At 65.8% G+C, this 15306-nt stretch carries 13 protein-coding genes and 1 pseudogene; 2 read left to right on the top strand and 12 right to left on the bottom strand.

Going from position 1 to position 15306, the window contains the following annotated elements; genetic code table 11:
* Nucleotides 1-40: 40 nt before the first annotated feature.
* On the top strand, nt 41-820 hold the full coding sequence (locus ACZ0AI_RS05170; RefSeq protein ID WP_463564854.1) for an MlaA family lipoprotein: 780 nt from the start codon (nt 41-43) through the stop codon (nt 818-820).
* A complete protein-coding gene (locus ACZ0AI_RS05165) occupies nt 820-1101 on the top strand; it encodes a hypothetical protein (RefSeq protein ID WP_463564853.1) in 282 nt (93 codons plus the stop codon). The genes ACZ0AI_RS05170 and ACZ0AI_RS05165 overlap by 1 nt, the downstream gene beginning before the upstream one ends.
* A 123-nt stretch (nt 1102-1224) precedes the next feature.
* Here ACZ0AI_RS05165 and ACZ0AI_RS05160 read toward each other — a convergent pair whose 3' ends face one another.
* The 12 genes and pseudogenes from ACZ0AI_RS05160 to ACZ0AI_RS05105 all read right to left on the bottom strand — a co-directional run bounded on the left by ACZ0AI_RS05160 (nt 1225) and on the right by ACZ0AI_RS05105 (nt 15232).
* Entirely contained in the window at nt 1225-1845 is a 621-nt protein-coding gene (locus ACZ0AI_RS05160; RefSeq protein ID WP_463569964.1) for an RraA family protein, read from the bottom strand.
* Complete coding sequence (locus ACZ0AI_RS05155; RefSeq protein ID WP_463569962.1) at nt 1842-2612, bottom strand: IucA/IucC family C-terminal-domain containing protein; 771 nt, start codon at nt 2610-2612, stop codon at nt 1842-1844. Before ACZ0AI_RS05155 ends, ACZ0AI_RS05160 begins: the two co-directional genes overlap by 4 nt.
* Entirely contained in the window at nt 2609-3400 is a 792-nt protein-coding gene (locus tag ACZ0AI_RS05150) for an ABC transporter ATP-binding protein (RefSeq protein WP_463569960.1), read from the bottom strand. The genes ACZ0AI_RS05155 and ACZ0AI_RS05150 overlap by 4 nt, the downstream gene beginning before the upstream one ends.
* Before the next feature lie 12 nt (nt 3401-3412).
* Nucleotides 3413-4444: a FecCD family ABC transporter permease gene (locus ACZ0AI_RS05145; protein ID WP_463564851.1), complete on the bottom strand. Its 1032-nt coding sequence runs from the start codon at nt 4442-4444 to the stop codon at nt 3413-3415.
* Nucleotides 4437-5426: a FecCD family ABC transporter permease gene (locus ACZ0AI_RS05140; protein ID WP_463564850.1), complete on the bottom strand. Its 990-nt coding sequence runs from the start codon at nt 5424-5426 to the stop codon at nt 4437-4439. The genes ACZ0AI_RS05145 and ACZ0AI_RS05140 overlap by 8 nt, the downstream gene beginning before the upstream one ends.
* On the bottom strand, nt 5423-6298 hold the full coding sequence (locus ACZ0AI_RS05135) for an ABC transporter substrate-binding protein (protein WP_463564849.1): 876 nt from the start codon (nt 6296-6298) through the stop codon (nt 5423-5425). The genes ACZ0AI_RS05140 and ACZ0AI_RS05135 overlap by 4 nt, the downstream gene beginning before the upstream one ends.
* Nucleotides 6299-6326: 28 nt before the next feature.
* Nucleotides 6327-8198: an IucA/IucC family protein gene (locus ACZ0AI_RS05130; protein ID WP_463564848.1), complete on the bottom strand. Its 1872-nt coding sequence runs from the start codon at nt 8196-8198 to the stop codon at nt 6327-6329.
* 4 nt (nt 8199-8202) lie between these two features.
* Nucleotides 8203-8976 (bottom strand): HpcH/HpaI aldolase family protein, encoded by a 774-nt coding sequence (locus ACZ0AI_RS05125; protein WP_463564847.1) that lies wholly within the window; start codon nt 8974-8976, stop codon nt 8203-8205.
* Complete coding sequence (locus tag ACZ0AI_RS05120) at nt 8970-10838, bottom strand: IucA/IucC family protein (protein ID WP_463564846.1); 1869 nt, start codon at nt 10836-10838, stop codon at nt 8970-8972. The genes ACZ0AI_RS05125 and ACZ0AI_RS05120 overlap by 7 nt, the downstream gene beginning before the upstream one ends.
* 11 nt (nt 10839-10849) lie before the next feature.
* Nucleotides 10850-12292: a DHA2 family efflux MFS transporter permease subunit gene (locus ACZ0AI_RS05115; protein ID WP_463564845.1), complete on the bottom strand. Its 1443-nt coding sequence runs from the start codon at nt 12290-12292 to the stop codon at nt 10850-10852.
* A pseudogene (locus ACZ0AI_RS05110) lies at nt 12289-13503 on the bottom strand (type III PLP-dependent enzyme). The gene ACZ0AI_RS05115 and the pseudogene ACZ0AI_RS05110 overlap by 4 nt, the downstream one beginning before the upstream one ends.
* Nucleotides 13496-15232, bottom strand: coding sequence for an IucA/IucC family protein (locus ACZ0AI_RS05105; protein ID WP_463566054.1), 1737 nt, complete (start codon nt 15230-15232; stop codon nt 13496-13498). The pseudogene ACZ0AI_RS05110 and the gene ACZ0AI_RS05105 overlap by 8 nt, the downstream one beginning before the upstream one ends.
* Nucleotides 15233-15306: the final 74 nt, after the last annotated feature.

Here is a 15306-nt window from a genome sequence, read left to right as displayed (position 1 = left end):
TCGGAGGCAACATGGGTGCAGTCCCCATCGAGGTTTCACCATGCCGACCATCACCCTCGTTACCCCCTTCGTCCGCACCCTTTCGCTGGCTGCTGCCGTGGCGTTTGCCAGTGGCTGCACGAGTTCGCCACTAGCTGGCAGCAGTACCGCCTGTCAGGCTGCGGCCTACGAACCCCGTGACCCTGCCGAGCCGATCAACCGCGGCATCTTCGCCTTCAACCGGACGGTGGACGACTACGTGCTGTCGCCGGTCGCCCGCGGCTATCGGCATCTGCCGGGCTTCGTGCAGAGCGGCGTGCACAACTTCGTGGCCAACTTCGGCGAGCCCAAGGTCTTCATCAACGACCTTCTGCAGGGCAACGGGCGGCGCTCAGTGACCACGGTGGGTCGTTTCGCGCTCAACACCACGGTGGGTATCGTCGGCCTGGTGGATGTGTCCGGGCGGCTGGGCATGGAGCGTCACCAAGCCGACTTCGGCCAGACCTTCGGGGTGTGGAACATCGCCAATGGCCCCATCGTCGAACTACCCCTGCTGGGCACCGGCAACCTGCGTGACGCCACGGGCAAGGTGCTGAGCTTCGCGGTGTCGCCATTCGGCAGCAGCGATACGGTGGAAACCCTGAGCGCGGTGAATACTGCCGGCGGTATCGTCGACGGCCGAGCAGAAACGCTGCCGCTGACCGACGAGTTGAGAAAGGAGGCCGACTACTACGTGGCGCTACGTAACGCCGTGGCCGAGCGCCGGGCACACTTCGTGAGCGAAGGAAAACTAGGCGCCGAGCTGGATCTGGCCCAGGGCTGCGAGAACGGAGTGCACTGATGAACAATGAAGACGTACTGGTGCTGCATCGGCGGATAAGAACGCCGGACATGGCGTCGTTGCACTGCCGCGAACTCGAATTACGCCTCGACGCCGATGGCCGCCACATGGTGCTTAGCCGCTATACCGAGCTGTATTGCGAAGATCAGTCCATCTGGGGTGCCACACGCGATCACAAGGTGCCGCTGGTCAGCCTGCTTCGTTGGGTGATTAGCCAGGGGAGCAGGCCCGATATCGCAATGGTGGACAAAAAGAGCGTTGTCCAGCCGACGTCCTGCTAGCTATTCGCGGACTTGGTGGGCTGAAGCCCACCCTACCTGTGCCCCCTCTCCCGCCGTAGGGTGCCTGACGCTTTTTTCATCCACCATTGCCGATCCCCATTCGGGACGCGTGTAGGGCGGGCTTCAGCCCACCACCTGGTCTAGCCGCGCCTGCAGCTCGGCGCGCCGTGCAGCATCGGCGGCTTCCTTGTTCTGCAAGCGCTCCAGCAAGCCAGCGGCCTGTCCGGCCTCGAGCACGTAGATGCCATCGTCGTCGGCCACCAGCAAATTGCCGGGCTGCACGTTGACGCCGCGGATGGTCACCGGCACGTTCACCGCGCCGTGCTCACCGAGGGAGCGCGTGGTGTAGGCGCTGACGCCGCTGCAGAAGATCGGCAAGCCAAGCGCTCGCAGGGCGCGCACATCGGTCACCGGGCCGTCGATCACCACGGCGGCCAGGCCCTTGATGCGCGCGGCGATGGTACGCAGTTCCCCCCAGCAGGCGCAGCCCTGCTCACCCAGGTTGGCGACCACCAGCACATCACCGGGCTGGCTGGCGATCAGGGCGTCGCGCAGCACGCTGCCGTCCGGCGCGTGGATCTGCACGGTGGTGGCACGGCCAACGACGTGCACGTCGCCCACCAGCGGTGGCAGGCCGTGAATGTGACCCTCACGCAGAAAGTGGCCGATGGTCGACGCGGCGATGCCTCGGTAGGCATCGAGCAGCGGTACGGGAATGCTGCCGGCGGGTGCTGCGAGCGTCATCTGGCGGCCCTCGGGCGGATCAATGGGCAGGTCGAGCAATACTCCACCGGATCGCTGGCCTGGTAGTAGAAGCAGCAGGTTCTGCGAAAGCGCACGGCACGCGCGCCGTTGTCGACAAGCGTCACAGGCCGGTTGAAGTGTTTGAGCGGGTTGTAGTCGAGGCCGAACACGCTGCCCGGCGCCTGCTCCGTCAGCCAATGAAAGTCCTCGGCGCAGCGTTGGCGGGTCTCGGCGCAGTCGAGCTTGACCAGGCGCCGCTCGTACAGCGAGTACACCCGCACCGCGGTGTTTTCCCAGAGAATGCGCCGCGATACGCCCGTGACGCCGTAGAAAGTTTCCCACAGGGGCTGCAACAGCCCGGCGAACAGCTGCGTGGCCACAGCCTCGCGCCAGTCATCACGAGCGCCCGCCTCGGGTAGGCTGACCGCCAGGCTGTGCAGCGGCAGCGACGAAGTCCACACGCCGTCGTCGTGGCCGTACTCGATGAAGGTGTTCGCCAGTGACAGCTGCAGGCCCTTGTCGTAGGCCGACATCGCGTACAGGCAGGCACCGGTGAGCAGGAACGACAGGCGCTTGCCCAGCAGGGAGGCGGTGATGCGCCGCGACGGCGAAAGGATCACCGGGCCGAGCTGATCCAGCAGCGCTATGCAGGTGGTTTCGCCCAGCAGCTCGGCAGCCGGCAGGCTGCGCCCACGATCGCGCTCCTCCTCGCGGCGCAATCGCAACGCGCCTGACAGGCTGGTCCATTCGGCACCGCTGAAGCTCATCGTGGAATGTCCCGACCAAACGGAATGCACAGGGGCGTATGGAAGAACGGATCGGCAATGATGCGGCAATCCAGATCGAACACCGTCTTGACCAGCGCTTCGGTAAGAATGTCCGCCGGTTTGCCCTGGGCATAGGCGGTGCGCTGGTGCACGGCGACCATGTGATCGGCGTAACGACAGGCCAGATTGAGGTCGTGGATGACGATGACGATGGTCTTGCCCTCCTGACGGTTGAGCTCGCGCAGCAGATCGAGCACTTCGATCTGATGGGCCAGATCGAGAAAGGTGGTCGGCTCGTCGAGCAGCACCAGCTCGGTTTCCTGGGCCAGGGTCATGGCGATCCAGGCGCGTTGCCGCTGGCCGCCGGACAGGGCGTCCACCGGACGTTCGGCCAGCTCATCCAGACCGGTGCGGCTCAGGGCACGGGCCACCACGGCCTCGTCTTCGGCGAGCCACTGCTGCATCCAGCTCTGGTACGGATAGCGCCCCAGAGCGACTAGTTGGCGCACGCTGATGCCCTCGGGCGGCACTGGCATCTGCGGCAGGATCGCCAGCTCTCGGGCCACGGCGGCGGTCGGCTTGCGCTGGATGTCGGCGCCATTGAGGATCACCGTCCCCGACTGGGGCTTGAGCAACCGCGCGAAGGACTTGAGCAGGGTGCTCTTGCCACAGCCGTTGCTGCCGATCAGCACCGAGACCTGCCCGCGTGGCAGTTCCAAGTCCAGGCAATCGATGATGGTCTGGCGTTGATACGCCAGGGTCAGGTTGCGGCTCGCGATCGCGGTCATGTCGATGATTCCTCACTGCCGCTGCTTGATCAGCAGGTACAGAAAATACGGGGTGCCGAACACGGCGACGAAGATGCCGGCAGGCAGATCCAGTGGCAGAAACAGGGTGCGCCCCGCCAGGTCGGCGAGCATCACCAGGTTGGCGCCGACCAGCGCCGCCATGCAGGCCTGGGCAGCGAAGCCAATGGGGATCAGCTGGCGGGCGATATGCGGTGCAATCAGCCCGACGAACGCCATGGCACCGCCCCAAGCGATAGCGGAGCCCGCCAGCGCCACGCTGACGGCGAGCAACGCGGCGCGCAGCCACTGCACGCGTACGCCGATGCCGCGCGCCAGCCCTTCGTCCAGTTGCTGAACCACCACATGGCGCGACAGCAGCATCAGGATCGGCAGCAGGCAGACTAGCCAGGTAGCCAGGGCACGCACTTCGGGCCAGCCAGCGCCGTACACGCTGCCAGTCAGCCAGACATAGGCCGACAAGGTGGTGGTCAGCGGGCTGAATACCAGCATGAAGGTGGTGGCTGCGGCCAGCATCGCCGAGATACCGACCCCGATCAGCACCAGCCGCAGCGGTGAAGTGCCCTGCTTCCAGGCCAGGGTATAGACCGCCAGCGCAGCGGCCCCCGCGCCGAGCATCGCCGCCAGCGGCAAGCCGCCCATACCCCACACCGCTGCGAAGCTGGACAGGTACAGCACCGCCGCCGCACTAGCGCCACTGGACAGCCCGAGCAGATCCGGCGACGCCAGTGGGTTGCGCACGATGGCCTGAAGGATCAGCCCGGACACCGCCAGGGCGCCTCCGATCAACGCACCGAGCAGCAGGCGCGGCAGGCGTAATTGCTCGACGATGAACGACAAGGCCGCACTGCCCTCGCCCACCAACACCTGCAAAACGCTCTGCGGCGACAGCACGACCTTGCCCAGGCACAGGCTCAGCAGTATCACCGCCGCGCTGAACAGCACGGCCAGCAGCAGACGCAACGAGCCCTTGTGCTCGATGCGTCGGGAAAACCCTCGCCAGCGTAGAACCGTTCGCTTAACCATGACGACCTCCGCGCCTGGCCAGTGCAATGAAGAACGGCGCACCAAACAGCGCTGTCATCACGCCTACCGGGACTTCCTGCGGGAGAATCACCACCCGGGCGAGGATGTCGGCCACCAGCAGCAGCGTGGCACCGAGCAGCGCGCAGCCGGGCAGCATCACCCGGTGGTCGATGCCGATCAGGCGGCGCACCAGGTGCGGCACGATCAGGCCGATGAAACCGATGCTACCGGCCAGCGCCACCGCGCTACCGGCCAGCATCACCACCAGCACGCCCAGTTGCAGGCGAATCAGCCCGGTACGCTGGCCCAGGCCGATGGCGATCTGTACACCGGCGTTGAGCACGTTGACCTGGGCACCGAGCAGGCAGGCGACCAGCAAGGCCAGCAGCGCGCAGATCAATAACGGCTGAGCGGTTTCCAGGCTGCGCTCGCTGAGCGAGCCGGCCAGCCAGAACAGCACCGTGTCCAGGCCCTGCTGATCGATCACCAACAGCGCCTGGCTGAAGGCGGTGAACAGCGCGGTGATCGCCGCACCGGCGAGCACCATGCGCAAGGGGTTGAGTGCGCCCTGCCCGCTATTGCCCACCAGCCACACCAGCGCCCCGGCCACCGCAGAACCGATGAAGGCGCTCCACAGCCATTGCTCGGGAGAACTGATGGAAAACAGCGACAGGCAGAGAATCAGCGAAAACGTCGCCCCGGCATTAATACCAAATAGCCCTGGCGACGCCAGCGGGTTGCGGGTCATGGCCTGCATCAGTGCGCCGGCCACCGCCAGGCTGGCCCCGACCACCACCGCCATCAGCGTGCGCGACAGCCGTGTGGTGCTGACCAGCAGTTGCTCGATGTTCAGCGGGTCGGCATGCAGCAGTGCGGCGAACACCGTGCGTGGCGCGATCCAGCTGGCGCCGATGGACAGGCTCAGCGCACAGCAGGCCAGCAGCATCAGCAGCGAGATGCCCAGTTTGACGGCGGCGCTCATGACTGGTCGCCCTGCAGAATCGTGCGTTCGATATCGTCGAGCATGCGGTTGGCACCGAGGATGCCGCCAGAGAAGATCCACGCCACCCCATCCACCCACCAGACCCGCCCTGCCTGTGGCGCCGCCATGCGCTGCCACAGCGGATGGGCAGTCAGGCTCTGGTAATGGCGCTGGACGCCCGGGCTGTCGGCACGGCCAAAGACGAAGAACACGTCGGCATCCACCACCGGCAGGCTTTCCCGGCTGCTGAGCTTGATGGACACGCCCTGGGCACTGCGGCCCTGCTCGTTCCAGACGAAACCGAGTTGGCCGAGCACGCTGCCGGCGAAGCTGTCGGGCAGGTAGCTGCGCAGGTGATCCTCGCGAACATCCAGCACCGACACGCTGAGCGGCCAGCGCTCGCCGAAATGCCGTTGCAAACGAGCCCTGAGCATTGCGATGCGCGCGTCCCAGCTCGCCTGCAAGGCATCCGCCTCGACCTTGCGCCGGGTGGCGACACCCATCACGCGCAGGGTCTGCTGAAATTCGAAAACCTCTTCCAGCATCACCACCGGGCACAGCTGTTCGAGCAACCTCTGAATCCGCTCGTGGCGAAACCGCGAGGCGACGATCAGATCCGGCGCGAGCAAGGCGATGTCCTCCAGGCTCGGCTGAGTTTCCAGGCCGACATGGGGCACGCCTGCCAGGGCTGGGCGCAGGTAGCGATACATGGGTTTCTCGCTCCACGAATCGACTACGCCAGCCGGCCGAATGCCGAGCGCCACCGCGGTATCGGTGGCGCCCTGAAACAAGCTGATGACGCGCTGCGGTGCAGGCCCGGCCTTGGCCATGGGGATTGCACCTGCAGCGAGAGCTCCCAGGGACAGGCGCATCAACGTGCGCCTGGACAACGACCCCTTATTACCTTCCAAACTCGATCCTTTGCAATGGATTAACAACCAGCCCCTTGCCGAACGGCATGCTGCCAGGCCCACCGGCTCGTTCGATCATCGGGCGCAGCAGGAGTTTCTGCGGCCAGGTCTCGGCCTCGAACAACTGGCCACGCAACACCGCGCGGGCTCCGTCGTCGAATGGCACGTCGGCGATTCGCTCGTTCAGCGCGTCACGCAACACGCGCCAGGCTTGCACGGCCGGCACGTCGTAGACCCGCTCCAGGGTGTCGATGATACCGCGCAGATTGACCTGGATGCCCAGCGTCTGCAGCCAGAACAGCAGATCCTCGGGGCGCTCGTGGTAGAGGGTCTGGGCGTGGCCCTTCTTGATCCGGTACTGCGGGTCAAGCATGCCATTGCGCTCCAGCCAGGGCACGTACAGGCGCAGCGAGTCATGGTCACGCAGCAGCAGGCCGCTGACCTTGCCCGCTTCATACACCAGCACCGCGTTCTGGCCGTGTACCTCGCCCAGCATGCCGAGGCGGAACATGCGCAGGTTGACGTCGAAGAACAGCTCGCACAACTCGCCGAACAACTGCAGCACCGAGGACGGGCCCGCAGGCAGACCGCGCTGACGGGTGCAGTCGTCGAAGAAATGTCGGTCACTGCCCTGCAGCGGTGTGCCCAGCGCGGCCATGGGCAGCAGGCGCTTGGCGGGGTCTGCGAGCAGTTTCGGCGGATAGCCACGAACCATGGCCGAGAGGTGCCGGGGCGCCTCGTCGAACAATGTACCGCCGTCAGGCATGTAGCCCCACCATTTGCTTTCGTCGCAGATGTGCAGGGTTTCTCGCAGCACCTCGTCACGCTCCCGGCCCTGGCGTAGCAACGCTTCGCTCAGCCCGCCGTTGATCATCTTCACGGCGGGCAGATAACGGGAGGCGCCCAGGGAATACACGGCCATCGGCAGCTTGATGTGATCGGCCGGCGCTGCCGCGCAAGCCAGTGAACGCAGGGACGACGTGGGGTTGAAGCTGCCCTCCTGGAAGATCAGACGGTGACAATCACCACGCTCGAATGCGCCACAGAGCTGCGCAGGCAGCACCTGCTCCAGTTGCCAGGGGTGCACAGGCAGGGCGACATGGCTGTCAGCGATGCCGAGGGCACGCAACTCGGCGTCCAGGCCCGCGCGCTGCTCGGCGTCGAGGATGTAGTGGGCTGGCTGGCAACTGTCCAGGCCGTCGACGCCGTCGCCAAAGGTCAGACTGCTCTTGGCCACGGCCACCCAATTGAGAGCCAGTGGTTGGTCGAACTCTGCCTGATACTGCCGGTACTGGGCATCGTCCAGGCCTTGCTTGGCCTTGGCCAGGGGGTGGAACGGTCGGTCGCGCAGCGAGCCCCACTGCTCCATGGCCAGGAAGAATGCGGCACCGTCCTTTTCCAGCAGGCCGCCCGTAGGCACCTGATGATCGAGTGACAGCGCGGTCTGCCGGACGCTGGTGCGCAGCACGTCCATGAACAGCTCGATACCCTTGTCGTTGTCGACCGCATCGACTTTCACGCCCTTCAGGGCCAGAGCCATGAACGCATCGGGGCTCAGCAGCCGAGTGCTGCCGCCCTGCACGTCGAGCACCGGGGTTCCCGGCACCTTCTCCCAGGCCTGGGTGATGCCGGCCCGCAGGGCGACCGCCAGGCGGCGCTGCTCGGCCGGGTCGTAGTCCCAGTGCCAGATCGTGTGCGGCGCCTCCAGGCTGGCGAATGGCGAGTCGGGCTGAGCGACACGCCAGGCGGCAGGCTCGATAAGGTTGGCGTCGAGGGTACCGAAGAAGTCTTCGGCGAGCAGGCAGTCGATCAGGTCCTGCATCACCAGATCGTTGGCGATGGATTGCTTGGTGGTCGTCATGAGATCAGTTTCCTCTCGTCGAGGTGGCGGCCAGTCTGGCCTGGAGTGCGCGGAACGCAATGCCGCGTTCGTCGCCCAGCACGAAGGTATTGACGCCGCGTTCGAGCCACCGCAGGTGGTCATCGGGCTGGCGTGGAATGGCGCAGTAGGGGATGCCGGCAGCCTGTGCGGCACGCCAGGTATCGATCAGCGCTTCCTGCACCGCGGGCTGGTCGATACGCCAAGGCGTGCCGAACGACTGGGAAAGATCGGCAGCGCCTTCGAGGATCATGTCCAGCCCCGGCACTGCGGCCAGCTCGGCGGCACGGCGCACGCCCTCGACGCTCTCGATCATGGCCACGACCATGATCTGGCCGTTGGCCTGGGTGACGTACTCAACCAGGCTGGCCTTGCCGAAGGCACCGGGACGACCGGCATTCAGGCTGCGCTCGCCCAGCGGGTGGTACTTGCAGGCGCGGATCGCCGCGCTCAGGTCTTGCGGCCGTTCCACCTGGGGCAGGACGATACCCTGGGCGCCGCCGTCGAGCAGCCGCAGCATGCGCTTGGGGTCGAAGTCCGGCACCCGCACCAGGGGTGTGAGCCCGTAGCTCTCGGCGGTGCGAATCATGTGCTCGACGGTCTCCGGGTTGATCAGCACATGTTCCAGATCGATGATCACGAAATCGTAGCCGGCTTCGGCGATCAGCTCGATGGAGGCCGGCGAGGGAATCGACGCGATCAGGCCACGGGTTCCCTCGCCCGCGGCCAGTTGCGCCTTGAGTCGATTGGTTCTCAGCATGTGCGTGGCCCATGGATGTGCAGTGGATTGGGCACTCGCTTGAAGCGTCGCTCACCGTCACCGAGCAGCCGGCGCTTGGTCAGTTCCTCCACTTCGTACTCGGCGGCGAACACGTCGAACACCGCGAAACGCGCTGCGTGTTGCGGGTGCTCGCGCTGGTAGTCGAGCAGCACGGCGGCGGTCATGCGCCAGAACTCGCCCTCTTCCAGCCCATAGTGCTGACGCAGGAAGATCGCCAGCTCGGCCAGGCAGATGAAGAAGAACGCATCGCAGGAAAAGTCCCGCACCGCATCGACATCCTCGGTGAGGATGAACGAGTTGCGGTTCAGCCGCGCGTGACTCTCGGGCAGCGGCACCAGGTGCGGCGCCAAGTGCGGGCGGGCCAGGTGCGCAGGCGAGTAGCGCACGCCGTCATGGAAGTCCTTGAGGGCGATACGCTCTGGCCAGCCGTCACGGTGGATCAACACGATGTTCTGGCCGTGGGACTCCATGCCGATGCCTTCGGCATAGAGCATGTGCACGATGGGCGCCACGCTGACCCGCAGCAATTGCTGCACCCAGGCGTGCAGGCCATGGCGAACGATCCAGGCATCGATGAAGGGCTGCTGATCACCCTCGGTGTAGCGGTTCTCGACATGGCTGAGGCCATTGAACGGTACGCCCTGCTCGCCCGGTTTCAGGTACGTATTGAGGTTCTCCCGCCAGATCGCACCGAGGGTGCCGTAGGCCTGGCTTTGCCGGATGGTCGGCAGTTGGGCGTAGTCGAAACTCACCCCGGCGACCTCGCCAAGCACCACGAAACCCAGTTCCCGGGCCGTGGCGTCGGTGGCGATCAGCTGTTGCAGCCAGTCGTTGATGATCGGCCCGTTCATCACCGTGTGCCGCGCCAGAATGCGCGTGCTGGAGGTGTTGGTCATGCTCAGCGCGAGCTTCACGTAGGGTTTGGTGGGCTCCTCGACGTTGGCCAGCGTGCGGATCGACTGCTGAGCCCGGTAATCGGCTCCCGAGGTGCCGAGGTAAAGCAGCTCGCCACTCGTCAGCTCGGCCTGGAAGGTCGGCACGATGACCTGCTCCCACTGCCAGGGGTGCACGGGGATCGGCCAGTAATCGTCCAGAGAACGGCCCTGCTCGGCCAATGCGCGGTCGATCTCGGCCCAGCGCTGCTGACCGAATGCAGCCGTCAGGAACGCCTGCAGATCCACATCCCGCGAGCCATTGGCGGAGCCCAACTGCCGGGCGATGCCCAGCCAGACCACGGCCAGCGGCTGGCCGAACTCGGGACCGTAACGACGGTTGTCGTCCAGGGAAAAGCCGATGCGCGACTTGTAGCAAGGGTGGTAGCTGTGGGCATCCATGAAATGCCGTTCCAGGGTATCGGCATCCAGGGTGTGCGGCGCTGCGGCGGGCCAGTAGCTCTGGGTGCGCGACTGCAGATCCTTGAGCAGCGTCTGCTCCAGTTCCTGAATGAAGCGTGGCATGTGCGGGCCGTCGGCCAGGGCGCCAAGCAATTCCGCCAGCGCCTGGTGCAGATCCGGCTGGCTGGTCTGGCCCTGGGCATCGACACGCTGCAGGGTGGCCGGATCCAGGCGGATGATGGCGAAGCTGTCGCTGAGCAGGCCCAGGCAGCGGTACTCGACCACGGCCTGGGCCTGCTCATCGCGCCCTTCGACGATGAAGCGCTGGCGGCCGTCTGCGAGTGGCTCGCAGCGATAGCTCAGGACATCTTCGAAGAGCAGGGTTTGCAGCAGTTGCCCGATCACCCGTTGCGACACCTGGCGGTAGCGCTGAGGGTTCGCTGGAGTCAGCCAGCCGTGGGCATGGGCGATGAGTTCGGGCAAACGAAGTGGAGAAAAGGAAGACATGGATAGACACCTCATGAACGGTGTTCGGACAGGGCCGAGCCTTGCTCGACCGGGTCGTTGGAAGGGGAATGCGGAAAGCGCCAGGCGAACGGCAGCGCGAGCAGGATCAGAACCGCAGTGGCGATGAACACTTCGCCGATGGCGCTGGCAGTACCGACATGGGCTACGCCCCAGTCATCTCCGAGGCGGATCTGCAGCCACAGCGAAGCCAGCACGATGGCCAGGGACGACAGCAGGCGGCGCGAGATGTTGTTCATCGCCGCGCCCTGTGTGATCAGCGCCTCGGGCAGCACGTCCAGCCCGGCTGTGGTCACCGGCATGTAGGACAGCCCCAGGCCGGCACCGCGCACCACCATCAGCAGGCAGATGCCCAACATCCCGATATCGTGGTCGATGGTGCCGAGGGCGAAGGTCGCCAGGCCGGTCAGTAGCAAACCGAGCGAGACGATGCCCCGCGGCCCATGGCGATCGAGCAGCCTGCCGCCGTAGTGGCCGAACAAGCTGGCCGACAAGGCGGTACAGAGCAGCGCGATACCGGTCCAGATGGCACTGTGGCCCATCACCATCTGTACCAGCAGCGGCACCAGCACCAGACACTCGAACATGCCGATGGATTGCACCACGGCGATGATCACGCTCGACCGGTAGCCTTTCAGGGCGAAGATACGCAGCTCCAGCAGGGGCGCCGTGTGGCGCAACTGATGCCTGACGAACGCCAGCAGGCAAGCCGCCGCCAGCAGCAGACCGAGCAGATTGAGCGGATCCTGCAGGGCCTGCAGGTGGCGCAGTTGCCCCACGGTGAGCATCAGCACGCCGATACCGACCGCGACCAGCAGGTAGCCGGTCAGATCGAACGGCTTGCCCGCCCCCACCTCGTTTCTTGGTAGCACATTGACGCCCAGGCCGAAGGCCAGCAGACCGATGGGGACGTTGACCAGGAACAGCGCACGCCAGTCGTACCACTGCAGCACCAGGCTGCCGCACAGCGGCCCGACCGCAGGCGCGAGCATCACGGCAGCGCCCCAGAGGCCGGTGACCGCACCCCGCTCGCCTTTCGGATAGACCGAAAAGATGATCGCCAGGGACAGCGGAATCATCAGCCCGCTGGCGATGCCCTGCACCACCCGCGCGGTGATCACCCAGGCGATGGAGTCGGCCATGGCGCCCAACAGCGAGCCCGCCACGAACAGCGCCAGGCCGGCCAGGTACATGAGTTTGCGGCCCACGCGCTGCGCCAGGTAGCCGGTCAGCGGCATGGTCATGCCCATGCTCACCATAAAGGCCGCCACGATCCACGTAGCCATCACCGGGCCTAGCTCGAACGCATCGATGAAGGCCGGCAATGCCGGATTCAGCGAGGTGTTGTTGAGGCTCACGGTAGTGGTACCGAGAATCACGGCAGCCACCACCAGCCGGCGCGACGCCACGACTGGAGCCCGTGCCGGCGCCATCATCCAGCACCTCCGCGGCGGCCCTCGGCCCCGATGAACAGCTGTTCAGGCCGCGGATGACAAAGGAAGTCGGCATGCGAGATGTTGTAGCCGTAGGCACCGGCCAGCGGCAGCACCAGCAGATCGCCCACGGCGGCATCGACCAGGTGACGACCACGGCTGAGCACGTCCTTGGGCGTACACAGCTGGCCGACTATGGTTCATGGCCGAGGCGTACCGCTCGGTGTACGCCCCGCCGCTGGCAGATGGGTCACCGGGTGATCGTGGCCTTGGGCGACCGGCAGGCGGAACTGGTGGGTGCCGCCGCGGCAGACCAGAAAGTGCTGGCCGTGGCTGGATTTGGCGTCCAGCACCTCGATGGCGTAGTAGCCGCAGAACGCACTGATGAAGCGCCCCGGCTCGAAGCGCACCACCGGCGCGTCGCGCAATGCCCCAAGGCGTTGCTCCAGGTGGCGGCACAGGCGCGCCCAGTCGAACCGCTCGTCGCTCAGGTAGTCCACCCCGATGCCACCGCCGACGTTCAGGTGAGTGATCGTCGCAGGCCGCGTGGCCAGGGCCTTCCATTGCCCCCAGCGCTCCAGATAGAGATCGAGCAACTGCTCGTGGCGCTCCACCTGCTGCTGATGGGACATCGCATGCACATGGAAGCCCTCCAGCCGCAGATGGCTGCAGGCTTCCACCCGCCTGATCGCCTCAGGCACGTCGGCCTCGTCCAACCCGAAAGGCGTCGCGGTGCCGGCCATGGCCAGGCGGCTGGAGAGCGTGGCCGGCAGTTCCGGGTTGATGCGTATGAACACCGCCTGCACACGGCCCAGTTCTGCGCCGATGCGTTGCAGGCGTTCTATCTCGCTCAGACTCTCGACGTGGATGGCCGCCACGCCATGGCTTAGCGCGGCACGCAGATCGGAGTCCAGCTTGCCGGGGCCGGAAAACACGAAGGGTTTGTCGCTGGCAGCCGCCTGCAGCCGCTCGATCTCGCCACCGGAGGAGATCTCGAAGCCGTCGACCAGAGGCAACAGCGTCTGCAGGATCGGCGCCTCGCTGTTGGCCTTGATCGCGTAGTAAAGCTCCACGCCTGCTGGCAGCTCAGCCATCACCTCGCGAACATGCTGCGCCAGTGCATCGAGGTCGTAAACGAACACCGCCAGGGGATCCGCCGCGCGGCTGCGGGCCTGCTCGATGGCGTCGAGCACGGTCGTGGGCAGCTTATCCATGGGCTGCCCCCTCGCCCCACGGGCACACCAGCTGTACGTAACCGGCATGGCGGTCGGCCTGGGCCGAGAGACGCACCTTGAGGTTGGTCTTGCAGGCTATCGGTTCCCCGGCAAGCAGCGCGTCCAGCTCCGGTGCTGGCCGTGCCAGTTCACCACGCAGCGCGAACAACTGGCGCTCGACCCGTTGCCACATGCTGGTCGCCAGGTGCGGACGATCCCAGCTCAGTGCCAGAATCGCTTCGGACAGGTTGTTGACGAACAGGCAGTAGCTGATGCGCTTCCAGCCCTGCTGCCGCGAGTAAGTCAGCGACTGGCGAACGCGCTCTTGCACGCCCTCTTCGATGTAGCTCACCCCCAGATCGTCGGTGAGCTTCACGCCTTCGAAGTCGCGCAGCAGCAATTGCGCCGGCCAGCCGTTATCGTGGATCAGCACCGCGTTCTGCAGGTGCGGCTCGAGCACCACACCATGATTGAAGAACAGCGACAGCACCGGCCGCAGCAACAGCGCCTGGTAGGCCTCGAACCAGCTCAGCAGATGGTCGTCGCTGGGTTTTTTCGATCCCTGCTGCAGGAAACCATGGATCAGCGGCCGCAGTTGCAGATCCCTGGCGAACAGCGTGCCCGCCATCAGGCAGGATTCGGGCGGTGCGTAGCGGCAGAAGTTCTCGCGCAGGATGGCGCCGGTCTGCTCACGGAACCAGTGACTGTCATCGGCGCTGCTCTGCGCCGGGGCCCAGCTCAGTGAACCCGGCTCGCTGACCAGGGTGGCGCCGCCGATGCTGGCCTTGTGCTCGCGCTGCAGGCGCGTGAACAGGCGGTCGATGAGCATGGCGCTGTCCAGCTCGTACCAGGCGTTCTTGCGCACGCAGTTGGTGATGCGCACGTTGAGCGAGCCCTTGAGGAAATAGCCACGGCCTTCGCCGTACCAGGTGCGCATCGAAGCAGTGGGGCTGGCCAGCGGGCCCTTCTGGCCGAGATCGACGATCTCGCCACGGGCGATCAGCGCCTTGACCCGCGGGTCGGCGAGGAACAGTTGCGCCTGCACCGGGTGCAGACAGATAGCCGCACGCCCGCTGCGTGCCAGACCCTGGCTGGCGAAACCTTCGAGCACCTGCTCATCGCTCAGGTCGTTGCCGCGCACCTGCAGGCCATCACGGGGGACTTCGAGAACATGCAGCGCGACTCGGGCGCGAAACTCTGGAGCATAGGTCTTCTGCCCCAGATGCTCGGGCCACAGTCGGGCCTTGGGCGCCGGGTGGTTGGGGTGGCCGAACCAGAGCCCCTGCTCGCTGGCCAGATAGTCGCGCAGCGGGTGCTGGTCTCGCGCCTGCAGCGCGCTGTCGACGATGGCCGCGGTAACGCCCTGGCTCTGCATGACTTGTTCGAGCAACTCGTCGTTGCGCGAGCCGGTCAGTTGCTGGCAGGCCTCCAGCAGTTGCGCGGCGAATTCGGCGAACGGCGGGCAACGCCAGTCGGCATCGCCCTGGCGCGTGTACACGTCGCTCAGGTAACGCTGGCTGCCGAGCGGATCGCGGCGATCCACTAGCACCAGAAACTGGCGCCTTTGCGGCAGATCGATCACCAGCGGCATGCCGTTGCCCTGAATGGCGCGCAGGTAGCTAGCGGGTGCGATGCCCCGGACATGGGACGGCCAGGCATAACGTGCGCAATTCTCCGGCAGCGCGAACTCCTTGATCAGGCAGTTGAGCAGCGCGTGGGAGGCAGCCATTTCACTGACCACCCGCGCCAGGCTGGCACGTACGGAAGCGATGCGAGTGACGTCGATCGGCTGGACATTGAGGT

The sequence above is a fragment of the Pseudomonas sp. AC355 genome (assembly GCF_979258205.1).
The sequence above is the reverse complement of the archived record's forward strand: the minus strand, read 5'-3'. Positions and strand labels throughout refer to the sequence as shown.